Raw genomic sequence first — 23,326 nt, 5'->3', positions numbered from 1 at the left:
ATCACCCTCATTATATTCGGTTCCGATCCGCCTTCCGTGCGCAATTCGGGCCATGCATCCATCGGACAACATGTCGATAGGGTAATTTTCAGTCCATCACCTCCGCTGATCTTTATTGGCGCACGATGAATTGTGCCTGTATTTTCTTCAGAACCAAATGGGCTTCCGCCATTATATATGCCAATACTATACAATTTCTCAACAACGCCAAATAAGCCTTGGACATATCGTCCAAAGCCTATGTTTATTTCGTAAAAATCAATAGTATTTCACCGGGGAATAACGCGAGGCGTCTTTAATCATGTTGACCCCTGTCTCACTGCTCTTCCAGCCCGCATCGACAGTTGTATCAATGGTTACCCATTGTCCGTTCAAATAAACTTCATTCCAAGCGTGGTAAACATCAACGTATTCCGAAGTTCCCATAACAAGCTTGGCCGGAATTCCGATACTCCGCAACATGGAAGCGAACAAGGAGGCATAGTCGTAACACATCCCTTTCCGCCCTGCCAACGTGCGGTTGCTATCGGGAAGGTAGTCCGTCAATTCGCTGGCTGCCAGAGTATGATCGTACCGGATCGTACCGACAATATATTCATAAATAGCGTGCACTTTCTTCTCGTCGGACGGAGCGGATTGGGCAAGCTTCTTCGCAAGCTGGGCTGCCTGATCCCTATCGCTCCAATCGACATTTTGCACAGAGTTCAAAAACACTTTGCTGTCATCCGCAAGTTGAAGTGTAACGGCCGCTTCCTGAACGATTTTGTATTTGGTACCGCTGACTTGTTCCAGAACGGTAACCTTATATTCACCATTGCCCATCTGGAGCGGAAATACTTCCTGCCGCTTATCCGGCGAAAGGACATAGGTATATTTGTCATTACCTTTTGCGATCATGAGCTTCGTTTTGGCCCCGGCTTCCGCATCATAACGAATGACGACGGCGCCACGGTCCAACTGCTCCAAACCCAACCAATCTTCGGACGGGGCAGCTTGTACATCCGGAGCCCACATCAATAACGCAAAAAGCCCTACAATAGCGAACACAATGTTGCGCATACTGCAAACTCCCTTCGGCGGCCAGGCTGCCATTGACGTTTCGTCAAGAAGGCCCTGTGGCTTTGCGTCCCTGTCTTTCGACAAGTTTGCTATTTTCGTAATAGAGTTTCACAGATACTGATACATCTTCTCCAAAAAAACAAAAAAGCATCTTCGTTCGGTAGCTGGCTGCCATTGACGTTCGTCAAGAAGGCCCTGTAGCTTTGCGTCCTTATCTTTCGACAAGTTTGCCGTTATCGTGATCAGCTTTTGTGAATCTATCATATCAAATATATGGAATACCATCAAGAGAAAATTTGGAATTTTGTCGAACTATCATTCCTCCCCCGAACTCACTCGAACTCACCCGAAAAAATAGGACCCCACCAAAAAAATAGCACCTGTTCATCCGGTGATCACATTCGATAGAATAAAAATGTACTATAATGTTAGTATTTTCCTGACCGTGTATGGGATAGGAGAATCCACTATTGATTAAGGGAGGGTATTTATGAAGCAAAAAGTTTTCAGTTTGTTCCTGGCGCTAGTTATGATGGCCAGCGTCAGCCTGCTATCAACTTCGCCGGTTCAGGCCGCTGAAGGAGCGGGAACGGCCACTATCACCTCTATGGATTATTTTTCAGCGGCGGACGGACCTGTCATCACAAAATCAGGGGTTGGACAAGCCAGTTACGGATTTGTGATGCCTAAATTCAATGGAGGCTCCGCCACCTGGAATGATGTGATCCAAGACTTGGGCGTTAATGTGAAAGTGGGCGGCAGTTGGGTCGATATTGACAGTGCCGGCAGCTTTGTCTACAACCAAAACTGGGGCCACTGGAGCGACAGCGGCTTTAACGGTTATTGGTTCACTCTTTCCGCGACAACCGAAATTCAACTGTACTCCAAAGCGAATGGGGTTACGCTGGATTACACTCTTGTGTTTCAAAACATCAACAAAACCACCATTACGGCGATGACGCCTACACAAGGGCCGCAAATTACGGCGGATACTACGGGCGGCGCCGGCTTTACCTATCCGGTTTTCAACAATGATCCGGCAATCCCCTTTGCAGCTGTGGCCGATGATTTGAAAGTGTACGTAAAACCTGTAAACAGCAGTGCATGGATCGATATTGACAACAATGCGGCCAGCGGCTGGATCTACGATAAAAACTTCGGCCATTTCACCGATGGAGGCGGCGGCTACTGGTTTAACGTCACGGAGTCGATCAACGTCAAATTAGAATCGAAAACCTCTTTGGTTAACGTCATTTATACCATTATCTTTAATGAACCCGTAAGAAATTCTTATGTCATTACTCCCTACGACGGAACGACCTTCACGGCCAATGAAAGCGGTGCGATCGGTGTGCCGCTGCCTAAGATTGATGGAAACGCGCCGGTAGCCGATGAGCTTGGAAATTTCGTATACCAGATTAACATGGGTGGGCAATGGGTCAATTTAGGGGATTCCGGTCAGAGCGGATTTGTATACTCCGCCAACGGTTACAATAACATGTCCGCCGCCAATCAGTGGGGGTATTGGGTCGACCACATCTACGGGCTATGGTTCCAGCCCATCCAGGAAGATCTGCAGATCCGCATCGGCTATCCATTAAACGGGCAGGCGGGCGGAAATGTCGGTGATAATTTCGTCTACTACACCTTTATCGGAAACCCGAACGCTCCCCGTCCGGATGTAACCGATGGCGAGGATATTTCTGTCGGAACGCCAAGCAACCCGGCCATTGAGGGCATGGAGCTCATCTGGCAGGATGAATTTAGCGAAAATAAGCTGGATACGAGCAAATGGAACTATGAACTGGGTTACTATCTCAATGACGATCCCGGTACCTGGGGTTGGGGCAATGCGGAACTGCAGCACTATACAAACAGTACGCAAAATGTATTTATCCAGGACGGAAAGTTAAACATCCGGGCCTTAAACGAGCCCAAATCCTTCCCGCAGGATCCTAGCCGGTATGCACAATACTCCTCCGGGAAAATCAATACCAAAGATCATTTTTCGCTCAAATACGGCAGAGTGGATTTTCGCGCCAAGCTGCCTGCAGGAAATGGCATCTGGCCGGCCTTCTGGATGCTTCCGCAAGATAATGTCTACGGTTCGTGGGCCGCATCCGGCGAAATTGATGTGATGGAAGCGAGAGGACGGTTGCCCGGCACGTCCAGCGGCGCTATCCACTTTGGCGGACAATGGCCGGCGAATACCCATGTCTCCGGCGAATATCATTTCCCGGAAGGGCAAACCATCGCCAATGATTTTCACGTATATTCCGTAGTCTGGGAAGAGGACAACATTAAATGGTATGTCGACGGCAAGTTCTTCTTTAAAGCTAACAGGGATCAATGGTATTCCGCAGCTGCGCCGAACAATCCGAACGCCCCTTTCGACCAGCCGTTCTACCTGATTATGAATCTGGCGATCGGCGGGAACTTTGACGGCGGTGTGACTCCGAATCCCGGCGATATCCCGGCAACGTTGCAAGTAGATTATGTGCGTGTTTACAAAGACAACGGCGGCGGCCAGCAGAATCCTGAAGAACCGGCGCCCCTTCCACGATCGTCATCGGCGATGAGGTGAAGGGCCTGAAGAAAACAGGCGATGACTTATTGTTCTATGTAAACGGCGCAACCTTCGCCGACTTGCACTACAAGGTCAATAACGGCGTACAGCTGAACGTGGCCATGACCGGGGCGGGGAACGGCAACTATACCTATGCGGTCAATAATCTGAAACAGGGGGATACCGTCGAGTACTTCTTTACCTATAACCCCGGGCAAGGAGCGCTGGATACCCCTTGGCAAACTTATGTCCATGGGGTGACGCAAGGAACTCCGGAGTAAACCGGGTAATAGTAGAATATTGCCTTACGCAGATGAGAGGGAAGATATATGACTTCCCTCTCGTTTTTCCTGTTGTTATGATGAGGTCGATCTTTCCTTCCACTTCTCTTTCAAAGCTTTCAAGTCCCCTACGAAGAACTTTAGCAAATTGGGCCTCCTTCTTACGGCAAGCGGGTGATAGGTAAAGCCGATAGGCAAGCCTTGGAAATCGTGCCAGCTCCCCCGCAATTCCTTGACACTGGCGTTCTCCTTCTGCGGGAATAAGGCTTGCGCCACGACATTCCCGAAGCCGAACAACACCGACGGCTGCTTCTGAAGCAGCTGCAACTGCAGATGAGGAAAACATGCCGCTCTGGCCTCGGGCTTATTGTAAGCGCGCAGCGGCCGGCATTTCAGTAAATAAGTGACATAAACCGAACTCATATCGATCCCCGCTTCCCTCATGCCGAGTTGGAAGGTCTCCCGGGTACCGCACAAAAACGGATTTCCTTCCCGGTCCTCCCGGGCTCCCGGATTATCCAGGATCATCATCAGCGGGGCTTGCGGATTTCCTTCCCCCCAGACGACGCGATTCCGCTGCTTGGACAGTTCGCAGCATACACAATGCTGAATACCTGCTGGCGCTTGTTCTTCAGGCAGAATTACAAAGGGATGATCCATTTCCGTGTCATGCGGCTCCTTTCTTCTTTTCCTTAGCACACAATGACTCCATTATGCCCATACCAGACGAAAACTTGCTCTTATTGCCAGTTAACCGCGGCAGAAACTCCAGCGCAACACATAAGGACAAAAAATGTCGTTAATCCAGCGGTTTCGTTTGTTTGAGAGAAATAGCGGCAATTTATGCCGCTATTCCCCCTCGTCGCAAGAAAGTGCCTACGTTCTGGGCCTTTCATAGGAATATAAGTACAAAAAATGCCGCTAATGGGGATGAACAGACCTGGATTCGGACAATAAGCACATAAAGTGCCTCTATTTTGAAGACAACAAATGCCCTTTATTCCGAAGGACGCCCCTTGGTTTGCTCCAACGAAGCTTCCAGCCGGTCCAAGTTTTGTTCATTGCCCTCGGCGCAGTAGCTCTTGGCTTCTTCGAACTCCTCCGTTTTCATAAATAGCTGGCGAAAAACGACCTTTGTTCCGCCGTCAAGGTCCTCGAAAGCAGCCGTTACCAGAAATTCATGGCCGGACAAATGTCTGAGTACGATTCGTTCCAAAACCACGATTTCCTCAAAAACGCAATGGTTGGGATAGTCCACGCCATCCGGCCCGTGCATGACATAACGCCACGCTCCGCCCGGGCGTAAATCGAATTCATGGAACGTATTGGTGAAACCGTTCGGTCCCCACCAACGTGCCAATTGATCGGGGTTCGTCCACGCTTCAAAAACCCGCTCACTTGGCAAATGGAATTGGCGTGAGGAGATAATTTCATTATCACCAATGATAGCGGTCATGGTTATACCTCCTGTTCGAGCGTGTTGCCAAGGGTATCAAGCATCTCACTTGTGCCCTGCTCACGCACTTCCGGCGTATCGTGTCCATCGAAAAAGGCCCCTTGCTCGGTGAAGACCAGCTTCGTCCCGCCCTCGATCGGGATAAGCTCGACCGTGGTGAGCGAAACGGAGATTCGCTCGTCGCCCGAATCCAAAGTGTAGCTATAGACGATGCGCTGCTCCGGTACAATCTCCTGGTAGCAAGCATCAAAGGTAAAGACGGGCCCCTCCGGCGGACCTCCGCTGCTGTATTCGCGTCCTCCGACGCGGAATTCGAAAATATCGGCTTTTGAAAACCACTTTGCTTTGGCGGCCGGATCGGCCCAGGCCCGGTAGACCCTCGCAGGCGGTGCGGCATAAGTCCGCTCCACGACGAAGGTGGCGTGCTTGACAAATCGTTCGGTCACGGTCAGTCCTCCTTAGATTTCGATTGTTCCTCTGTTTCGGCAAGAAAATCGCCCAGTAAATCCAGACGGCGCTCCCAGCTTGCCCGGCGCTCGACGACCAGCTTCTCATGGCTCTTTTTCATCGCTCGCAAGAGTTCCGTGAAGTCTTCAACCGCTAAGGGCGCCTTCCCCTGCATCGCTTTGGATACATGCTGAAGCTGGTCAAGGAGCGTTTGCTGCTGTTTGATTTGCTCCTTGATTCGCGCCATTTGCAGGTTGACGATTTCCAGCGGGCTGATCTGTCCGCCGTTTAAGACGGACCTGACCTCCTCCAGAGACAAGCCCAATTCCTTAAGCGATAAAATCTGCTGCAGGCGCGACAGATCGGATTCATTGTACAGCCTGTGACCGGACTCCGTCTGGCCGGATGGTGAGAACAAGCCGATTTGATCGTAATATCGCAAAGTTCGCACGGTGAGTCCCGCCAGTTTGGCAAGATCCCCGACCTTCCAATGTCGTTTCATAGGAACCCCTTCGTTAGCGCTAACTTGTTTACCGGTAGCTTAAGTATAAAAGATAACGTTGCGTAAGGTTCAACCAAAATATTTATTTGGGAAAAAGACCTTTTATATTTTATGTTGACGACCACATTAATAAAGAAAGAGAGATAAAAATAGAAAAAGTTGAATGCCCTCAGCCGCAAACGGATGAAGTGCTCGTTCGCATCGTGTATGCTGCAGTCATTCCACTTGACTACATCCCGGGATTCTATGCTTCCGGAGTTGTCGAGGAGGTGGGGCAAGATGTAACGGAGTTTAAGCCAGGGGATCGCAGATTTTTGGTAGTGTCAAAGGGGCCTATGCAGAATATGGCATTGCGAAAGCCCAAGAATTAGTCAAGATGCCAGGTAATCTTACCTTTGAAGATGCGGCAACGACTAAGGCAGGAGCTGAAACGGCCTGGAAGGCGCTGTTCACCGAAGGCGAACTCCAGCCTGGCCAAACCGTGCTAATTCATGCGGCGGCAGGCGGTGTTGGTCGATTTCGTGGGAGGCGATACCGAGAATCGTTCCTGGGCCGCTCTCAAGAAAGGGGGGATTCTCGTCACTTTGGCTCAGGATTCATCCCAAGAAAACGCGCAAAAGCATGGCATTACAGCTAAATTCAACACCAAATTCCCAACCTACGCGAATCTGCAGACCATAGCGGAATTAATTGCCGATGGTACGATTAAAGCAAAGATCGATTCCATATTCCCGCTAAACCAAGCTGACAAAGCACTGGAGAAAAGCAAAGCAAGACATGGACGCGGAAGAATTTTGCTGGACATAAACTCAGGTTTAATTTGAAATACGCTCTTACAAATTTTTCATTGACAACCCGGCAAGGGGACTGTATATTGACTTTGATAATCATTATCAATTAAAAGCGCTATTTAAAAATACAGTTCTTGATAGGAAAGGGTATGCCGTATGCCAATGAATGCAAAACGAAATGCCTCATTAGGCACATTACTTGTTTCGATTGTGCTTATATTCTCGCTAGTTGGTTGCTCAAGCCAGCAATCAAGTTCAACATCCGCACCAACTTCGGCCGAAACGTCTAAAACTGAAGCGCCCGCTTCGCCAGATACGAATTCCGCATATCCGATCGTGATCAAACACGCTTTCGGTGAAACTGTCATTGAAAGCAAGCCTGAACGGGTAGTTACCGTTCAATGGGCGAATCATGATGTTGCTCTCGCTCTCGGAGTTGTTCCCGTAGGCTTCTCGGCGGCGAACTTCGGCGTTCAGGATGGCAGCGGGCTTTTGCCTTGGACAGCGGAAAAACTCAAAGAACTTGGCGCAAGCGATCCTAACGTTTTTCAGGATACGGACGGCCTTGATTTTGAGGCGATTTCCGATGCGGACCCGGATGTCATTCTTGCCGCTTACTCCGGGATAACTCAGGAGGACTACGATCTTCTTAGTCAAATCGCTCCGGTTGTGGCCTATCCGACCGCTCCTTGGTCCACCACATGGCGAGAGCAAGTCCTGCTGAATGCAGAAGGCATGGGCATGAAAGCGGAAGGGGAACAACTCATCAAGGTCACCGAGGATATGGTTAACGAAAAGCTAAGTCAATATCCGCAGATGAAAGGCAAGAAAGTGGTTTGGGTTAACTTCTCGGCTGAAGATTTGTCGCAACTGCATATCTATACTCCTGTAGACTCTCGCGTCGCTTTCTTGTATGAGCTGGGAATGGTTTATCCTGAAAGTGTTACGAACCAGATTACGGACCCTACTAGCTTCTCCTTGAATTTAAGCGCCGAGAATGTCGAGGCCCTTTACGATGCCGATCTCATCGTTGGATATGGGAATGACGAATTGTTGAAGACGCTCCAAGCCGATTCACTACTAGGTAAAATTCCTGCGATCCAAAGAGGTTCTGTCGCATTTATCGACAGCGATACACCTTTAGTAGCTGCCGGAACTCCTAACCCGCTTTCGATAGCTTATACCATTGATGAATATCTAGCATTAATAGGAGGAGCTATTGACAAGATAAATGAATAGTTCTTCGGTTTCAAAAGATAAACAGCAAAGCTTCCATATGCCGGAGCACTTTATGACGGTTCTGGTGATTTGTATTGTCTTGCTCGGCGCGTGCGTAGTTGCATCTCTGGTTTTAGGCTCTCGTATGGTTAGTTTTAATGAACTGATAAACGGTTTATTTCATCAAGATATCCAATCCTTCGGGGCTAACGTGGTTCGCAAAAGAATTTCCCGAACCGTGTTCAGTTTGTTTTGCGGTGCGGCGCTCGGAGTCTCTGGAGCGCTTATGCAATCGGTCACGCGCAACCCAATTGCGGACCCGAGTATACTGGGAGTGAACACAGGCGCGTCCTTGTTTGTGGTTTGCGGAATTGCATTTTTGAATATAAGCACCGCAAATCAATATATATGGCTAGCTTTAGCCGGAGCCGCGATCACTGCGGTGTTCGTATTTGGAATCGGCTCTATGGGGCGTGGCGGCGCCACGCCCATTAAGCTTGTTTTGGCCGGAGCCGCCACAAGCGCCGCACTTTCTTCTCTGGTCACCGCCATCATGATTCCGCGCTCTTATGTCATGGATCAATTCCGGTTCTGGCAAGTGGGCAGCGTCGGCTCGGCAACCTGGAGCGCTATAGCCACATTCACCCCGTTTATGATCGTTGGCATACTGATCGCCGTAATGACTGCACCGGCGCTAAATGCGCTGGCATTGGGGGATGATGCCGCGACCGGACTCGGCGTTCGAACAGGACTACTGCGGTTTGTCGCGGCTTTTGCAGGTGTTGTTCTATGTGGGGCAACTACGGCCCTCGCAGGCCCGATCGGTTTTATCGGGCTATTGGCCACTCACGTCATCCGTCTCATGCTTGGGCCCGATCTGCGTTTGGTAATCCCCATGTCAGCTATTGCGGGAGCCATCATTTTGACATTAGCGGATGTGTGCGGCAGGCTCATCGGCAGCCCGGGAGAACTTGAAGTCGGTGTGGTTACTGCGTTTATAGGAGCTCCAATCCTAATCATATTAGCGATGAGATCGAAAGTGCGTTCACTATGAAAAATGAATCTATTGAATTTATTATGGCGGGCCGGCGTCAAAGACGCCGCCGGTGGATACTGATCACCGGCTTCCTTGCAGTACTTGCATGCGTGCTTTGCTGCGCTATGCTGTTACTGGGAAACACCATTTATCCGGTTCAAGATGTCATCCGGGCGCTTTCGGGCGAGCAGCTTAAAGGCGTGTCTTTTGCGGTGAATACGATACGTCTACCGAGAATGCTGGCAGGTCTTTTCGCCGGATTTGCTTTTGGTGCAGCCGGCTGCATCTTCCAGACTATGCTGCGCAACCCCCTTGCGAACCCGAATGTCATCGGGATTACCTCCGGCTCAAGCGTGGCGGCTGTTTTTTGCATCACCTTACTTCATTCAAACCGGGCGGTTGTTTCCGTTGCTTCGGTGATTGCCGGTCTTGTTACGGTTATCATCATTTATTTATTGTCCAGGGGGAAGTCATTTTCGGTCGGGCGCTTGATCCTCGTCGGAATCGGCATACAGGCCATGCTTGACGCCCTGATTTCCTACCTGCTGCTGGTTGGCGCTCAACAAGATATTCCCGCAGCGATCAGATGGCTTAGCGGCAGTCTGAATGGCTCGCAAATGCACGAACTTCCGCCTCTTGTCCTAACGGTATTGATCTTTACGCCTATCGCTATCGTCCTGGGAAAACATCTAAGTCTATTGGAACTTGGAGAACAATCGGCCACTTCGCTTGGAGTGAACACGGACAAGACAAGAATAGCGCTTATTTTGAGTTCTGTGTGCATGATTGCTCTGGCTACCGCCACCACCGGGCCAATCGCTTTTGTCTCCTTCCTTTCGGGGCCGATCGCGAAAAGACTGGCCGGAGCCGGCTTCTCGAACATAATCCCGGCTGGTCTTGTTGGCGTAAATTTGGTTTTGGCGGCAGATTTAATCGGACAATTTGCTTTCCAGTACAGATTCCCTGTGGGCATCATGACCGGAATACTCGGAGCGCCGTATCTGATCTTCCTGCTCATCCGAATGAATCGAAAGGGCGAGTTATAATGAAACCAACGCATCTATTTCAAGCCGAACAGCTCGTGGCCGGCTATGATCATAAAACGATTATCCAAGGTGTAGACCTTGTTATCCCCAGTCATAAAATAAGCGTTATTATTGGAGCCAACGGCTGCGGAAAGTCCACGCTGCTGAAAACACTGGCAAGGCTGATAAAGCCTAAGTCCGGCAAAATCACGATTGACGGAAAACCCATCGGCAAAATGCCGCCAAAACAGCTGGCTCGCGTGGTCGGGCTGCTGCCGCAATCCCCTATTGTTCCGGAAGGCATTTCGGTAGCGGATTTGGTTGGACGGGGAAGGTTTCCGCACCAATCGTTGTTCGGCGGATGGACTAAAAAAGATTATGAGGCCGTTGCCGAAGCGATGCGAATTATGGACATAACGGAGTTTGCGAATCACAATATTGACGAGCTTTCCGGCGGTCAACGGCAGCGCGTCTGGATTGCCATGGCTCTGGCGCAACAAACCGACATTTTATTTCTCGATGAACCGACAACCTTTTTGGATATCACCTATCAAGTCGAAATTCTTGACCTGCTCACGGACCTTAACCGAAAACACGGAACTACGATTGTCATGGTTCTTCACGATATCAACTTATCCGCACGTTACGCGGACCATATTTTTGCGCTTCAGCAAGGAAAGCTTGTGGCGGAGGGCGAGCCGTCTCAGGTGATTACAACCACATTGGTGAAAGACATTTACGGGCTCGATTGCACGGTGATACAAGATCCCATTTCCGGCTCTCCATTGGTAGTGCCCAAAGGGCGGTATCATGTATGAGTGATTGTAATCCAACCGCGCCTACTGCATTTTGTTTTCGATCCGCTGCATGAACTCTTCGGCGGCACTATAGCCGAGCTGCTTGAGATACCAATTGTTGGCCGCCGCCTCGATCAGACCGGCCACATCCCGTCCCGGCTGGAGCTGGACCTCGATATGCGGGATCTTGACGCCAAGATATTCCGTGAATTGAGGTTCCAGTTCCAGCTCGTTATTCAGAGAGTCTTCCCTCCATGGCGCTAATTCAATGTCGAGTACAATGCGTGTCTCGTCCTGAAAAGCCCTGCGCCCGTATTGGCGTACGACATTAATCAGGCCGATGCTGCGCAGCGCGAGGAATTCGCGTGTGGTTTCATTATGCGTTCCGAGCAAAGTCGTTGGCCCTAACTTCTTCAGCACCACAATATCGTCCGCAACGAACCGGTGGCCCCTTCTGATGAGCGTGTGGGCGGTTTCGCTTTTGCCGATCCCGGATTTGCCGCGGAGCAGGACGCCAATCCCCGATACATTCACGCATACCCCATGGATCGATATCTCCGGGGCAAGCGCTTTGACCAGATAGCTGTCCAGCTTGGCGATAAACTCCGTTGTCGTCTCCTCCGTCCTTAGCAGCGGAATCCCCTCCTGATCGCAGAACAGGGTCAGATACGGGATCTCCTGCTGTCCTGACGTCACAATGAAGCAGGGCGGATGATATTTGACGATGTTGCCGATATGCAGTTTGCGTTCCTCAATGGATAATGTCAATAGATAGTTAACTTCCTTACGGCCAAGCACTTGCACCCGTTCCATCGGAAAAAAATCAAAATACCCCACAAACTCCAGCCCGGGTCTGTGCGCCCGCGGACGGGTAATCACACGGTCCATACGGCCCGCCCCGGCAAGCACTTCCATATGAAACATATTCGCAAGACTTTGCACCGTGATCGTCTTCATGTTGTTCTCCCCAATGATTAATAATTCTTATGATGACACTGTTTATGATGATTTACCCGCTTTTCTTCTATTCGAATAATACAAAGCAAACAGCAGAATAAACCACAGCGGCGTCAATAATAAGGCCATGCGTGTCTCTTTGGCAACCAGCATAATTATAAGAATTATAGCAAACAACGTGAGAACTGCATAATTAACAAAGGGGGTAAACGGAGCTTTAAATTTCGATTTTGCCTGCAGCTCTGGCTGTGTCTTTTTATACTTGATGTGACAAACAAGAACCACACCCCAGACCCAAATAAAACAAATGGCGCTAATGGTGGTGACGACGCCAAACGCTTGCTCCGGAATAAGCTTGCTCAATAGAGCTCCCCCGGACAAGACAAGCGTGGAGATCAACAACCCGTTTCTGGGCACATGGTTTTTATTCAGCTTGGCAAAATGGGATGAAGCCTGGTTATTCTTGCTTAAATTATATAAAATTCGGCTTGTTGAAAACATCCCGCTATTACAAGCGGAAGCGGCTGAAGTTAATACGACAAAGTTAATAATTCCCGCGGCAATCGGAATCCCGACTAAACTAAACGTTTTAACAAAAGGGCTTTCTGACGGGCTTAGCTCCGTCCAGGGATTGATGCACAATAGGGCAATAATGGCGCCGACGTAGAAAAATAAAATTCTAAGCGGAATTTTATTAATCGCCGAAGGGATATTTTTTTCCGGGTTGGATGTTTCCGCGGCCGATACCCCCACCAACTCCACACCAACAAAGGCAAACACAACCATTTGGAAGGAAAGCAAGAACCCGGGAACTCCGTTTGGAAATATGCCGCCATGTCCCCAAATATTTTTGACCGTAACCATTCCCGCATCCGTTTTAAATCCAATCACCAGCAAGACGACCCCAATGGCAATTAAAGCGAGAATCGTCACTACCTTAATTAGGGCAAACCAAAACTCCAATTCGCCAAAATTTTTTACGGTTAACAGATTAAGTCCTAATAAAACAACTAAGCAGATAATTTCAGGCACCCATTGCGGGATATCAAACCAATATTGTACATACACCCCAACCGCGATCACATCGGCCATAGCCGTCATAATCCAGCAAAACCAATAGGTCCATCCGGTTACAAACGCGGCCCGCGGTCCAAGATAGTCTTCGGCAATGTCCGTAAAAGATTGATATCCGGCTTTGGACAACAGGAGTTCTCCCAGCGCCCTCATCACAAAAAATATGGCGATCCCCACGATGAAATAAGCAAAGATAATGGACGGACCCGCCAGTTGAATGGCTTTGCCCGATCCGAGAAACAATCCCGTACCAATGGTGCCGCCAATGGCAATCAGTTGAACATGCCGATTTTCTAAATCCCTCTTTAATTCTTGTTGTGCCAAACCAAACTCCTCCTTAACGTGAAAAGTTGAACAATGGATTAAACCCAATAAAAAAAGAGACTGGATGCGCTCCAATCTCCTGGTCATAAGAATAACTAAATAGACTTGTTATTAATTATTTTCGAAATAACAAATAGATATTCAGTACTCTTCTGTCCTTTTGCCTGAGATTGTGAACCCTTCGGCGCCGCGGAGTCCCGCGGTCTCTCCAGAAGCTGCTCCTGCTATAGTACGATCCATAGCCGTCATAGCTTGCCAACTATTTAATTTTTTTATTGTAACAACCCATTTAAATATTTTTCAATATTACTCGCAGTGAAAAAATTTGTCAACGAGATAATTCCCATTCGCCCAGGTTTGATTACGGCAGTGTTTCCTCGGGCTGTCTGTAACGGTAAACGTAACGGATAGGTTCATTCATTTAACCGGGCGGTCATTGAGGGCATATTTAACAAACAGTTACAATGCAATTGACTAGTCGAAATAGTAAAAACGGGAGGTTCTCAATGAATATTGAAATAGGCAAAAAAATCAAAGCACTCCGTTTACAAAAAGGAATGACTCAGGAAGAACTTGCGGCAAAACTGAATATGTCGTCCCAAGCCGTATCCAAGTGGGAAAACAATGTAACCATGCCCGATATCCAATTGCTTCCCAGGTTATCTGCGATTTTAGGGGTTACCATCGATGAACTGTTTGCATTAACCGATGATATCCACTTTGAACGGATTGAAAACATGATTGGACATGAACATTTTATATCAAAAGATGATTTCACCTATGCTGAACAATTTCTTAAGGAAAAACTTAATGATGACGCAAAAAAGCCCCGATGCCTCACATTGCTGGCCGAGCTGCACATTCATCGTTTACAGGAGCATCGTGAATTGGCTTCTCGTTACGCCAAGGATGTTTTAATATTAGCTCCAGATAACAAAAGAAATCACAACGCTTTACGGGATGCGGAGAATGGAGTTATTTTTGACTGGAACCTCTCCAACCATCGTAAACTCATAGAGTATTATATAGATTTTGTGACAAATCATCCGGATTACTGGCCGGCTTATGTATGGCTTATGAACTACTTGCTTGCAGATGGCAGATGCGCTGAAGCCAGGGGAATTCTGGAAAAATTAAACGAAACCCATCCAGGTTATTTATATCAATTATATGGGGGCCTGATATACAAAGAAGAAGGCAACCTTTCTCAGGCATTCGTTCTCTGGGAGCAGATGACCGAACTGTATCCTCATGATTGGCAGGCATGGTCCTCCAGAGGAGACTGTATGGCGAAGCTATGCAGATACGATGAAGCCGTTAAGTATTATTCCAAAGGTTACGAACTGCAGCCCAATCCCAAATATACAGATTCATTGGAAGCAATTTCCTATATCTACAAAATTCAAGGGAAGTATGACAAAGCCATTGAAAAGCTCAAAGAAATCCTTGCACTTTTGAGCAGTGATTGGAAAGTGACGGAGGGGAAGACAGTCGATTTGTATAAAGAAGAAATAAAGCTTTTAAAGACATTGCTGAAATAATGAACGACAGAACAAGGTCCGATGTGAGATTTCTCCGAAAAAATACCGTTACAAATGATGCGCCCAGCTTAAGGGCCGCTTCGGCAAATACGAAAGGAACTGCTGCGGCAGTTCCTTTCGTAACTGTATTGGTTACGCAAAAGCCGGCCTTTTCTTATCTTACTCGGCGAGCAGTAACGTAATGGTCTTCCCAATAACCGGAGTTCAGCTTACTGAATCCAACCTTGTTAATAGGAGAGCTGTGAATGAAGCGGCCATTCCCCATATAGATACCGACATGGTTGATCTTACCGTCGTTGTTTGTATCAAAAAATACCAGATCGCCTTTTACCAGATTACGCTTGGCTACATAACGTCCCGTTTTGGCCTGTTCTCGGCTTGTACGCGGAAGATACACGCCTTCACGCTTAAATACCAGCTTTGTGAAGGAAGAACAGTCGGAATACTTATACCCGCTATTCCACGGTTCAGAGCCAAATCTGTATTTGAAATCCCCTAAATAATTGTCAGCCCGACTTGCGATTTCAGAACCGGTGGCCGCGAACGTCAATGTTCCGAACAGCATCGATCCGGCCAATAATGAAGCGGTTGTACTAACTAGCTTCTTGAACATCTGTATTCACTCCCCTTCTGTATTGCTGCATCCCCTTGTTGTATTCTGGCGGATTCTTCAGAACACCCAATGGATATATCCGAATTATTGCCTTGCCTGCAGGGCTAGTCCAAGTGAATGCGCTAACCCATGCTAACATATATGAATAGCAGGCTAAACCCCACATCATTTACCAAATCCCTGAATTTATGATCGCTAAAAACTCCGAACACCTTGTGACAACTGGCTGAATTGACGCTGAAAGCCGCGCAACACCGAAAGGTAAATTCCTTATATTACCTGGGGTTCCAGGTTACACATATTCCCTTCATATTGAAATTTTGGTATAAAATATTAGTTTGGCTAGTAAGCCCACGGTATTAATTGTGAATTATTCAACAAAAAAAACGCCCCCGAATTTATCGAATTGGCGTTTCTCTCTAATTGAAAATCGGCGAATGTTCCGTTAGGCATTACCTGCCTTAGACGGTTTGTTGCTGGGTGCAAACCACCCAATTAGGGCAATCGCCACCAAGACAGCGTAAAAAATAATCGTCCAGACCGTGCTATGGGGGAAATGAGGATCCAAAACCCCAATATCCTCATGGGCAAGCGTAATAACGGCAAGCTTTACGCCAACCCAGGCAACGATCGCATAAGCCGTCGTCTCAAGCGCCGGCCGCTGAGCTAGCAGTTTTACAAACCAAGTAGCTGCAAACTTGATTAAGACTAAGCCCGCAATTCCGCCGAGCAATACGACAATAAATTGACCGGCGTCCATCCCCCCGAAATCGCCAAGCGGCGAGTCTGGCAGCCCTAGCGCAAGCGCCACCGCAGCCAGGATGGAATCGATCGCAAAGGCAAGGTCTGCCAGGGCAATTTTTCCTACTGTAGGCCAAAAACCTTTCCCTGCCGACTCTTGCTTAGTGTCCTCGTGAACGTTCTCATTCTTCTTGCCGAACCGCGCTTGGATGATGTGCTTTAACCCCAAGTACAGGAGATAAGCTGCGCCAATCGCCTGTACCTGCCAAACATTGGCGATAAAGGAAATCGCAAATAACGCGAAAAAACGAAACACAAAAGCCATCATGATCCCATAGTTGATCGCTCGTTTCTTCTGTGCGTCCGGCAGATGCTTCGCAATGACCGCAAGCACGAGCGCATTATCGGCCGACAACAATCCTTCCAAACCGATAAGAATGAGTAGTGCCCACGCATACTCTAACCACATAACTCCATCTCCCCTTTGTAAGGTAAGTTTTTTATCAACCGGCAAAGCCGTACGTAGATAATATTGACTTGTACAGCAATGGGTATACGAGATGTTATACGAAATACCCCCCCGATAGAGTTCATTTTTTTACGATGAGAATAACATCGTTACTTCCTCCTGAAACATCTTTAGCCGTACGGATGATCATCCGCACGGCTAGAATCGGTTTATTCTACTTTGCGGTATTGCGGCTAAACCGGTTCACGGCGCTAAACAGGGCTTTCACGGAGGAGGTCATAATATCAACGTCAACGCCGCACCCCCAATATACGCTGCCGTCGGATGCCGTGATGCCGATATAAGAGACAGCTTGCGATTTAGAGCCGGTTTCCAGAGCGTGCTCCGTATAGACCAGATCGCTGTATGCCAACCCAAGATAGGCTTGCAGCGCATTGCTGATCGCGTCGAGTCTACCGTTTCCGGTACCTTCGATTTCCTTGACTTCATGGCCGGTCCGGATCGTGACGATGGTTTGAAAATCTTCATTGTCCGTAATACGGTATTTGACAAACTCGACAGGCGTTTTTATATTCACATATTCCTTCAGGAAAATATCGTAGATTTCCTCGGGCAGCAGTTCTTTTTGCTGCTGATCCGATACGTTTTTAACGAAATATCCGAAGTTTTCGCGCATTTTTGCCGGAAGATCGAGTCCGTACTTCAACTGCAGCACGTATCCGATCCCGCCTTTGCCGGACTGGCTGTTGATGCGGATAATATCGCCTTCGTACTCCCTGCCGATGTCCTTGGGATCAATCAGCAGATAAGGGACCGACCAATGCCGGGGTTCTTGTTCCTCGCGCCATTTCATGCCTTTGGCAATCGCATCCTGATGCGAGCCGGAGAAAGCGGTGAATACCAGCTCGCCTCCGTAAGGATGTCTTTCGCTGACTTTCATTTTGGTCAGCCGTTCATAAACGGAGGCGATGGCAGGGATGTTCTCAAAATTCAGCCTCGGGTCCACCCCGTGGGAATACATGTTGAGAGCCAGCGTCACAATGTCTACGTTTCCCGTTCTTTCCCCGTTGCCGAACAAAGTGCCTTCGACGCGCTGGGCGCCGGCCAGCATCCCCAGCTCCGCGTCCGCTACCCCCGTTCCCCTGTCGTTATGAGGATGCACCGACAAAATCACATGCTCCCGGAAGTTCAGGTGATTGCTCATATACTCGATCTGGCTGGCGTAAACGTGAGGCATCGACATGGACACCGTTGCCGGCAGGTTGATGATGACCGGGTTCTCCGCAGTCGGCCGCCATACACCCAGCACGCTGTTGCAGATGTCCAGGGCAAAATCAATCTCTGTACCCGTAAAGCTTTCCGGCGAATACTGGAACTGAAAATTCCCCTCCGTTTCCTCCGCGCACTGCTTGAGCAGCTTGGCGCCGCTTAAAGCGATGTCGATAATTTCTTGTTTGGATTTGCGGAATACCTGTTCCCGCTGCGCCACGGAGGTCGAGTTGTACAAATGGACTACGGCTTTTTTCGCGCCTTTCAGCGATTCGAACGTTTTGCGGATGATGTGCTCTCTCGACTGGGTCAACACTTGGATCGTAACGTCGTCCGGGATCAAATTCTGCTCGATCAATGTGCGCAGGAAGGTAAACTCCGTTTCGGACGCTGCGGGAAATCCAACCTCGATCTCCTTGAACCCGATCTTCACAAGCATTTTGAAGTACTCCAGCTTTTCCTCCAAATTCATCGGAACGATTAAGGCCTGATTCCCGTCGCGAAGATCGACGCTGCACCAAATCGGCGCCTCTGTAATGTATTCCTTCTTGGTCCAATTCAAGCTCGTCTCCGGCGGCATAAAATATCCTCTGGCGTATTTTTCAACATTTTTCATGGCGATCCTTCCCTTCATCAATTTTCCGTACTTATCTAACAAAGATCGGATGCGAAAAAAAGCCTTCCATCTCCATTAACAGAGACGAAAGACTTTGACATCTTACGCGGTACCACTCCGAATTCACGCCACCCTTTGGCATGCCCTCTACGGATACGGGTTTGCCAAAACGGACAAACCTGGCATCCTCCTGATGATAACGGTCAGGCTCCGGCTCCGCCTACTTAAAGAGGTTGTGCAAAAACCGTCTTTGGGGTTCAGCGGGCAACTCCAAGGCGAGTTCCGATTTCCCCCGCGGCTGTTTCACACCGCCCAACAGCTCTCTGTTCGCTCGGAAAACCGTACTATTCCTTCTCAACGTATTTCAAATATTAGAGATAATGTTATATCAGCAAAACGATGATGTCAATTATAATCTGATACCATTCCTGCCCGATCGCAGAAAAAGGCCGCCGGTCATGCCGGCAGCCTCGACGGGTTTATTATGAAGTGCGCGAGTGGGCACTGCCCGCGACTGGTAGTTCGATGCACCGTCTCCTTACTTAGACTCGATGCACCCCAGCGGGTGGGCGCTCTTTTCCAGAGCCGCGCGAGCCTCCGGCCAGCAGGAATCGTCGAGATCGAGCGCGGTGAGGAGGTAAGCCCGCGTCAGCCGCTGGATTAGGGCGACTCGTTCGGGGTTCTCATCCGTTGTTTCCGTAACGTTGTATCCGGGAATTCCGCCAAGCGAGTGTTCGGCCCCGAAGAGGGTAAGCAAGCTCTTACTGCCCGGGCTTAGGAAATACGGGTCGTGAACCAATCCGGCCCCCGAGTGGACAGCTGGGACTGGTCATGGTCCCCCGCAACCACAAGGGCTGGTGTGCTCATATCCGCGAAGCTCGGGTTCATGAAGGGAAAGTGCTCGGCCTCGAACGGAGTCAAGTCAGCTCCCCCCTTGCCGGTTGTGGCAAGCAATACGCCTGCCTTGATCCGTGAGTCGGACATGTCCTCTCCCGGTTCGCCGCGGGCGTCGAGGACCCGCGCGCCGAGCAACATGCTCGCCGTCTGGCCGCCCCAGGAGTGTCCGGCAACAGCGATGCGGCTTCGGTCAAGGCGCCCGCTGAGACCGGGAACGGAAGCTTCAATGAGATCAAGCTGGTCGAGGATGCGTTTCATGTCCTCCACCCGGAACCGCCAGATCAGCGGTGTACGCGGATCGTCAGGAGGAAGGTTCAGCGTCCTCGAGTCGAGATGGGTGGGCTGAACGACCACGAAGCCGTGAGCAGCCCAGAAGTCGGCCAACGGGCTGTAGCCGTCCAACGACCAGCCATAACCGTGCGAGAAAACAATAATAGGCAATTCGCTTCCAATCGCAGGCGCTGACACTCGCACTTGCAAATCCTCACCGCGGCCCGGAGCGGATAGCACTACCGGTTTCACCGAAACGACTGGAGCGGGTGCACTAACTTTAATATCCATAATAAATGTTCCTTTCTTTACGGGAGATTGGCTAAACCGTTTATGGAGGGAGCGGTCAAGCGTGCTTTGCATTATTGATGTTGGTTGATACGTCAACCAAGGCTTACTGTATCATGTTGTGGTTGATGTGTCAACCGTGATATTATGTTCTTATGGATAAAAACGAGCTGAATCAAGAGGAAATGCGAATATGGCATATGTGGAAAGGCACCTTTCAGAGCATCTTCGGCCGCGTTGTCAAAGAGATGTCCGAGCACACAGGACTATCGGAGGGTGATTACGGGGTATTGGACCGGTTAGTCCTTTTGGGGAACGGCAGCCTTCGCCAACAGGAGTTGGCCGGCTCGATGGACTGGGATAAGAGCCGATTGTCACACCATCTGACGCGGATGGAAAAACGCGGACTTGTGATGAGGAAACCATTAGACACGGATCGCGGTGTTCAAGTCATCATCACTTCCACCGGACAATCAGCGTTGGATGATGCCCGGCCCATAGTCGCAAAGGCAATCCGCAAACATTTCCTTGATCGATTAACAGATCAAGACATTGAATTGATTACTAAGCTGGCGCAAAGTACAAAAACAGGGCCTTCAGCGTCTTGTTAAACCCCTGCGCCTTGACCGCGTTTTTGATGTTGTTCATGAAGCAGATAAGATGATCGGTACTCCTCATAAGAAAAACGTCTATCTACCGGTAGAGTAGACGCTGAATCAGAGCGGAAAGCTTCCTGACTTTGGGAGCGACTTCATGAATCAGTTTCAGCAGTTGTTCGTTATTTATGGGAAGTAGGACGGTTTGATGGGATCAAATGCAAAAGTACATTTGAATTTCCGCAAATTTCTGCGTTTGAGCGGTTGAAGTGCAAAAATACATCTCATTTGCGGTGATTGGATAAAAAAGAAGCTTATGATCGGAAATGAACTGCATATTTGCAGTTGAACCGCCCGTTTCGAGGCGTTTCGACGAATATCGCATGCACTTTTGCATTTCATGGGATTTCCCCCTTCCTTTTTTCAAGCCCCGCATTCCAGCGCTGTCAAAGCCATACTCTATCCGCTTTTAAGTTGGTTTTCGCCCTGGTCCTCACCGAAAGTTGAGTTATAAATTCTATAATCTTAAAAATGAACCCTCCAGACGCGGAGGGTTCTTGCATTTTATCGATTTTGGAGGGCAACATTTCTTTAAACCCACTATTGACTTAAACTATGGTTTAAGTCGTATCATTTTCATGTCGACAACGAAACGCAAGAAATCGGAGGCCTCCAAATGAAATATTATTCCATCGGCGAAGCTTCAACCAAATTCAATATTCCGGAATCAACCTTGCGGTATTATGAAAAAAGGGGACTGCTGCCGCTAATCGAGCGTGATGAAGCGGGCCGGCGCTTATTTTCAGAACATCAAATGGCGCTCCTTGAAGCCGTCATTTGCTTAAAAAACACGCATATGCCGATAAACAGCATTAGAGAGTATATGGCATGGATCGTAGAAGGAGACACTACCCTTGAACGCCGGCTTGACATGATGAAGAAGCATAAGCAAAGAGTGCTGGATGAGATTGCATTGTTGACCCAGTACTTACCAGGAATTGATGAAAAGATTGAACGCTATATAAAAAAGATCGAGGAGGAACGTTCATGAAGCTTTCCGGAAATACAATACTGATTACAGGCGGAAGCACCGGAATAGGGTTGGCATTTGCCGAGCGATTTATGAAAGCCGGGAATACAGTCATTGTTTGCGGCCGGCGTGAAAGTGCACTTCAAGACGCGGAAGAAAAAGTTCACGGTCTGATCACCCGTGTATGTGATTTGGATATGGAATCGGAACGTTTAGCGTTGTTTGATTGGGTAACCGCAAACTATCCGGAAGTGAACGTGTTGGTGAATAACGCCGGCATTCAGTTGCGCTATAATGTGCTAAAGGCGGATGCGAGAGACCATTGGAATGATTTCAGGAAGGAAATCACAACGAATATCGAGGCCCCTTTCCATCTGTCCATGCTGTTCGCGCCTTTTTTTGCGGCAAAAGAAACGGCGGCGATCATTAACGTCACATCCGGGCTGGCTTTTACACCGTTTGCGATTGCCCCCATTTATTCAGCAAGCAAAGCGGCGCTTCATTCATTCACCATAAGCTTAAGACACCAGCTCTCCGATACGTCTGTGGAAGTTATTGAGATTGCCCCGCCAGCGGTGAATACGGATTTAGGAGGAGCAGGACTGCATACGCAAGGGGAACCGTTAGATGCCTTTGCGGATGGAATTTTCAACGATTTGGCGAAGGGTAAAACGGAGATCGGGTATGGTTCTTCTGTGGCCCGCTTGCGCATGTCCCGAGACGAAATAGACGTATACGCAGAAAAACTGTATCAGGCTACGAAAAAGTTTATTGAATAACTATACCTCATTCCGCTACTTGCAACACGGTTCACCGTATGAGCATGAAGCTAAATCAAATGGCACCCATTTGGGGTGCCATTTTTAGCGGTTCGAAGTTTAAAAATCCCTTTCTCTGCGAGCGGCTTCTATTCTTCCGCCTGCCGTTCCAGCAAATAAAACATGTAGTCGGTCGGGACCCCGGCATACCCTTGCTGTCTCAGCATTGCGGTCACATTGCCCCGGTGATACGTCCCGTGGTTGACCACATGCCGCAGGATGTCGGAGAAATGCGTATCAAGACGGCCGTACTTCGGATGCTCGATCGTCATCGCCTTGTCCGGGTCGGGCGTACGCCGCAGCAAATCGCGGAACTGTTCGGCGGCGCCGGCGAACAACCGCCGCATCTCGTCCACGGTTTTGCCCTGCGCTTCCTTCGTCCAGTCCGGGATCTTCGGAAAAATCTCCTCGTTTGGAACTTCCGCGAGTACGGACATATAAAGCTTTTCAAATAAGTGCATATGTCCGAGTGTTTGCGATACGGACGGGAACACGCTTGTCACTTCCGCATCGAACACTTCCTTCGGAAGCTGCTCCAGGTGGGCGAACAGCCGCTCGTTCGCCCAAACATGATATTCGTACAATTGATGTGAGTGCTCTCGCATGGACATGGATGGATTCACCTTTCCTTTATTCGTCGTCGTT

The 23,326-nt window shown here is 49.0% G+C and carries 23 protein-coding genes, 1 pseudogene, 3 riboswitches and 1 other annotated feature; of the genes and pseudogenes, 12 read left to right on the top strand and 12 right to left on the bottom strand.

Annotation, left to right across the window (positions count from 1 at the left end):
• Nucleotides 1-258: 258 nt before the first annotated feature.
• Entirely contained in the window at nucleotides 259-1,059 is an 801-nt protein-coding gene (locus NYE74_RS04230) for a transglutaminase-like domain-containing protein (RefSeq protein ID WP_036618470.1), read from the bottom strand.
• Nucleotides 1,060-1,072: 13 nt separating this feature from the next.
• A riboswitch (cyclic di-GMP riboswitch) is annotated at nucleotides 1,073-1,160 on the bottom strand.
• 55 nt (nucleotides 1,161-1,215) lie between these two features.
• A riboswitch (cyclic di-GMP riboswitch) is annotated at nucleotides 1,216-1,301 on the bottom strand.
• A 248-nt stretch (nucleotides 1,302-1,549) separates the two neighbouring features.
• On the opposite strand from NYE74_RS04230, the gene NYE74_RS04225 reads away from it, so the two are divergent.
• Nucleotides 1,550-3,643, top strand: coding sequence for a glycoside hydrolase family 16 protein (locus NYE74_RS04225; RefSeq protein ID WP_316560526.1), 2,094 nt, complete (start codon nucleotides 1,550-1,552; stop codon nucleotides 3,641-3,643).
• Between the two features lie 29 nt (nucleotides 3,644-3,672).
• A complete protein-coding gene (locus tag NYE74_RS04220; RefSeq protein ID WP_316560527.1) occupies nucleotides 3,673-3,906 on the top strand; it encodes a hypothetical protein in 234 nt (77 codons plus the stop codon).
• A 75-nt stretch (nucleotides 3,907-3,981) separates the two neighbouring features.
• Here NYE74_RS04220 and NYE74_RS04215 read toward each other — a convergent pair whose 3' ends face one another.
• From NYE74_RS04215 to NYE74_RS04200, 4 genes are all read right to left on the bottom strand, one after another.
• A complete protein-coding gene (locus tag NYE74_RS04215; protein ID WP_036618459.1) occupies nucleotides 3,982-4,566 on the bottom strand; it encodes a uracil-DNA glycosylase in 585 nt (194 codons plus the stop codon).
• A gap of 337 nt (nucleotides 4,567-4,903) precedes the next feature.
• The gene (locus NYE74_RS04210) at nucleotides 4,904-5,362 is read right to left on the bottom strand and encodes an SRPBCC family protein (protein WP_036618456.1); all 459 of its coding nucleotides are present in this window, start codon (nucleotides 5,360-5,362) and stop codon (nucleotides 4,904-4,906) included.
• Nucleotides 5,363-5,364: 2 nt separating this feature from the next.
• The gene (locus NYE74_RS04205) at nucleotides 5,365-5,808 is read right to left on the bottom strand and encodes an SRPBCC family protein (protein ID WP_036618453.1); all 444 of its coding nucleotides are present in this window, start codon (nucleotides 5,806-5,808) and stop codon (nucleotides 5,365-5,367) included.
• 2 nt (nucleotides 5,809-5,810) lie between these two features.
• Nucleotides 5,811-6,311 carry a MerR family transcriptional regulator gene (locus NYE74_RS04200; RefSeq protein WP_036618451.1) on the bottom strand — a complete coding sequence of 167 codons (501 nt, stop codon included), beginning with the start codon at nucleotides 6,309-6,311 and terminating at the stop codon, nucleotides 5,811-5,813.
• A gap of 188 nt (nucleotides 6,312-6,499) precedes the next feature.
• Between NYE74_RS04200 and NYE74_RS33255 the strand changes: the two genes are divergently transcribed.
• The 6 genes from NYE74_RS33255 to NYE74_RS04175 all read left to right on the top strand — a co-directional run bounded on the left by NYE74_RS33255 (nucleotide 6,500) and on the right by NYE74_RS04175 (nucleotide 11,199).
• A complete protein-coding gene (locus NYE74_RS33255; RefSeq protein WP_371860978.1) occupies nucleotides 6,500-6,682 on the top strand; it encodes an alcohol dehydrogenase catalytic domain-containing protein in 183 nt (60 codons plus the stop codon).
• A 138-nt stretch (nucleotides 6,683-6,820) separates the two neighbouring features.
• Complete coding sequence (locus NYE74_RS04195; protein ID WP_164815218.1) at nucleotides 6,821-7,135, top strand: zinc-binding dehydrogenase; 315 nt, start codon at nucleotides 6,821-6,823, stop codon at nucleotides 7,133-7,135.
• A 129-nt stretch (nucleotides 7,136-7,264) separates the two neighbouring features.
• The gene (locus NYE74_RS04190) at nucleotides 7,265-8,341 is read left to right on the top strand and encodes an iron-siderophore ABC transporter substrate-binding protein (RefSeq protein ID WP_082207995.1); all 1,077 of its coding nucleotides are present in this window, start codon (nucleotides 7,265-7,267) and stop codon (nucleotides 8,339-8,341) included.
• Nucleotides 8,334-9,374, top strand: a complete 1,041-nt coding sequence (locus NYE74_RS04185) for a FecCD family ABC transporter permease (RefSeq protein ID WP_124332307.1) — start codon at nucleotides 8,334-8,336, stop codon at nucleotides 9,372-9,374. Before NYE74_RS04190 ends, NYE74_RS04185 begins: the two co-directional genes overlap by 8 nt.
• Nucleotides 9,371-10,402 (top strand): FecCD family ABC transporter permease, encoded by a 1,032-nt coding sequence (locus NYE74_RS04180; RefSeq protein ID WP_316560528.1) that lies wholly within the window; start codon nucleotides 9,371-9,373, stop codon nucleotides 10,400-10,402. The genes NYE74_RS04185 and NYE74_RS04180 overlap by 4 nt, the downstream gene beginning before the upstream one ends.
• Nucleotides 10,402-11,199, top strand: a complete 798-nt coding sequence (locus NYE74_RS04175) for an ABC transporter ATP-binding protein (protein ID WP_036618437.1) — start codon at nucleotides 10,402-10,404, stop codon at nucleotides 11,197-11,199. Before NYE74_RS04180 ends, NYE74_RS04175 begins: the two co-directional genes overlap by 1 nt.
• A gap of 21 nt (nucleotides 11,200-11,220) precedes the next feature.
• Here NYE74_RS04175 and hprK read toward each other — a convergent pair whose 3' ends face one another.
• Both hprK and NYE74_RS04165 read right to left on the bottom strand, forming a co-directional pair.
• Nucleotides 11,221-12,135, bottom strand: a complete 915-nt coding sequence (hprK, locus tag NYE74_RS04170) for an HPr(Ser) kinase/phosphatase (RefSeq protein ID WP_036618434.1) — start codon at nucleotides 12,133-12,135, stop codon at nucleotides 11,221-11,223.
• Between the two features lie 42 nt (nucleotides 12,136-12,177).
• Nucleotides 12,178-13,533: an amino acid permease gene (locus NYE74_RS04165; protein ID WP_124332305.1), complete on the bottom strand. Its 1,356-nt coding sequence runs from the start codon at nucleotides 13,531-13,533 to the stop codon at nucleotides 12,178-12,180.
• A 142-nt stretch (nucleotides 13,534-13,675) separates the two neighbouring features.
• Nucleotides 13,676-13,755, bottom strand: a riboswitch (glycine riboswitch).
• Between the two features lie 284 nt (nucleotides 13,756-14,039).
• On the opposite strand from NYE74_RS04165, the gene NYE74_RS04160 reads away from it, so the two are divergent.
• Complete coding sequence (locus NYE74_RS04160) at nucleotides 14,040-15,074, top strand: helix-turn-helix domain-containing protein (RefSeq protein WP_316560529.1); 1,035 nt, start codon at nucleotides 14,040-14,042, stop codon at nucleotides 15,072-15,074.
• A gap of 154 nt (nucleotides 15,075-15,228) precedes the next feature.
• Here NYE74_RS04160 and NYE74_RS04155 read toward each other — a convergent pair whose 3' ends face one another.
• The 4 genes and pseudogenes from NYE74_RS04155 to NYE74_RS04140 all read right to left on the bottom strand — a co-directional run bounded on the left by NYE74_RS04155 (nucleotide 15,229) and on the right by NYE74_RS04140 (nucleotide 20,240).
• Entirely contained in the window at nucleotides 15,229-15,687 is a 459-nt protein-coding gene (locus NYE74_RS04155) for a C40 family peptidase (protein WP_036618428.1), read from the bottom strand.
• A 445-nt stretch (nucleotides 15,688-16,132) separates the two neighbouring features.
• Nucleotides 16,133-16,897: a TerC family protein gene (locus tag NYE74_RS04150; RefSeq protein ID WP_124332303.1), complete on the bottom strand. Its 765-nt coding sequence runs from the start codon at nucleotides 16,895-16,897 to the stop codon at nucleotides 16,133-16,135.
• Between the two features lie 214 nt (nucleotides 16,898-17,111).
• A complete protein-coding gene (gene leuA, locus NYE74_RS04145) occupies nucleotides 17,112-18,782 on the bottom strand; it encodes a 2-isopropylmalate synthase (protein ID WP_316560530.1) in 1,671 nt (556 codons plus the stop codon).
• A 77-nt stretch (nucleotides 18,783-18,859) separates the two neighbouring features.
• Nucleotides 18,860-19,149, bottom strand: a binding site (T-box leader).
• Between the two features lie 171 nt (nucleotides 19,150-19,320).
• Nucleotides 19,321-20,240: pseudogene (locus tag NYE74_RS04140) on the bottom strand (alpha/beta hydrolase family protein).
• 152 nt (nucleotides 20,241-20,392) lie between these two features.
• Here NYE74_RS04140 and NYE74_RS04135 point away from each other — a divergent pair.
• The 3 genes from NYE74_RS04135 to NYE74_RS04125 all read left to right on the top strand — a co-directional run bounded on the left by NYE74_RS04135 (nucleotide 20,393) and on the right by NYE74_RS04125 (nucleotide 22,642).
• Nucleotides 20,393-20,848, top strand: coding sequence for a MarR family winged helix-turn-helix transcriptional regulator (locus tag NYE74_RS04135; RefSeq protein ID WP_316560532.1), 456 nt, complete (start codon nucleotides 20,393-20,395; stop codon nucleotides 20,846-20,848).
• A 661-nt stretch (nucleotides 20,849-21,509) separates the two neighbouring features.
• Complete coding sequence (locus NYE74_RS04130) at nucleotides 21,510-21,884, top strand: MerR family transcriptional regulator (protein WP_036618420.1); 375 nt, start codon at nucleotides 21,510-21,512, stop codon at nucleotides 21,882-21,884.
• Nucleotides 21,881-22,642, top strand: coding sequence for an SDR family oxidoreductase (locus tag NYE74_RS04125; RefSeq protein WP_124332299.1), 762 nt, complete (start codon nucleotides 21,881-21,883; stop codon nucleotides 22,640-22,642). Before NYE74_RS04130 ends, NYE74_RS04125 begins: the two co-directional genes overlap by 4 nt.
• A 128-nt stretch (nucleotides 22,643-22,770) precedes the next feature.
• Here the strand turns inward: NYE74_RS04125 and NYE74_RS04120 are convergent, their stop codons facing one another.
• Nucleotides 22,771-23,292, bottom strand: a complete 522-nt coding sequence (locus NYE74_RS04120) for a DinB family protein (protein WP_316560533.1) — start codon at nucleotides 23,290-23,292, stop codon at nucleotides 22,771-22,773.
• Between the last annotated feature and the right edge of the window lie 34 nt (nucleotides 23,293-23,326).

This window comes from Paenibacillus sp. FSL P4-0127, from assembly GCF_038007325.1.
GTDB lineage: Bacteria > Bacillota > Bacilli > Paenibacillales > Paenibacillaceae > Fontibacillus > Fontibacillus macerans.
Note: the sequence above shows the minus strand (reverse complement) of the source record. Positions and strands in the feature narration are given on the sequence as shown.

Bases quoted from the DNA above. Each gene is read 5' to 3' on its own strand.
- hprK (WP_036618434.1), bottom strand. From the start codon at position 12,135: ATGAAGACGATCACGGTGCAAAGTCTTGCGAATATGTTTCATATGGAA.
- leuA (WP_316560530.1), bottom strand. From the start codon at position 18,782: ATGAAAAATGTTGAAAAATACGCCAGAGGATATTTTATGCCGCCGGAG.
- NYE74_RS04155 (WP_036618428.1), bottom strand. From the start codon at position 15,687: ATGTTCAAGAAGCTAGTTAGTACAACCGCTTCATTATTGGCCGGATCG.
- NYE74_RS04200 (WP_036618451.1), bottom strand. From the start codon at position 6,311: ATGAAACGACATTGGAAGGTCGGGGATCTTGCCAAACTGGCGGGACTC.
- NYE74_RS04175 (WP_036618437.1), top strand. From the start codon at position 10,402: ATGAAACCAACGCATCTATTTCAAGCCGAACAGCTCGTGGCCGGCTAT.
- NYE74_RS04120 (WP_316560533.1), bottom strand. From the start codon at position 23,292: ATGTCCATGCGAGAGCACTCACATCAATTGTACGAATATCATGTTTGG.
- NYE74_RS04210 (WP_036618456.1), bottom strand. From the start codon at position 5,362: ATGACCGCTATCATTGGTGATAATGAAATTATCTCCTCACGCCAATTC.
- NYE74_RS04150 (WP_124332303.1), bottom strand. From the start codon at position 16,897: ATGTGGTTAGAGTATGCGTGGGCACTACTCATTCTTATCGGTTTGGAA.
- NYE74_RS04125 (WP_124332299.1), top strand. From the start codon at position 21,881: ATGAAGCTTTCCGGAAATACAATACTGATTACAGGCGGAAGCACCGGA.
- NYE74_RS04190 (WP_082207995.1), top strand. From the start codon at position 7,265: ATGAATGCAAAACGAAATGCCTCATTAGGCACATTACTTGTTTCGATT.
- NYE74_RS04185 (WP_124332307.1), top strand. From the start codon at position 8,334: ATGAATAGTTCTTCGGTTTCAAAAGATAAACAGCAAAGCTTCCATATG.
- NYE74_RS04230 (WP_036618470.1), bottom strand. From the start codon at position 1,059: ATGCGCAACATTGTGTTCGCTATTGTAGGGCTTTTTGCGTTATTGATG.
- NYE74_RS04130 (WP_036618420.1), top strand. From the start codon at position 21,510: ATGAAATATTATTCCATCGGCGAAGCTTCAACCAAATTCAATATTCCG.
- NYE74_RS04180 (WP_316560528.1), top strand. From the start codon at position 9,371: ATGAAAAATGAATCTATTGAATTTATTATGGCGGGCCGGCGTCAAAGA.
- NYE74_RS04215 (WP_036618459.1), bottom strand. From the start codon at position 4,566: ATGGATCATCCCTTTGTAATTCTGCCTGAAGAACAAGCGCCAGCAGGT.
- NYE74_RS04135 (WP_316560532.1), top strand. From the start codon at position 20,393: ATGGATAAAAACGAGCTGAATCAAGAGGAAATGCGAATATGGCATATG.
- NYE74_RS04160 (WP_316560529.1), top strand. From the start codon at position 14,040: ATGAATATTGAAATAGGCAAAAAAATCAAAGCACTCCGTTTACAAAAA.
- NYE74_RS04225 (WP_316560526.1), top strand. From the start codon at position 1,550: ATGAAGCAAAAAGTTTTCAGTTTGTTCCTGGCGCTAGTTATGATGGCC.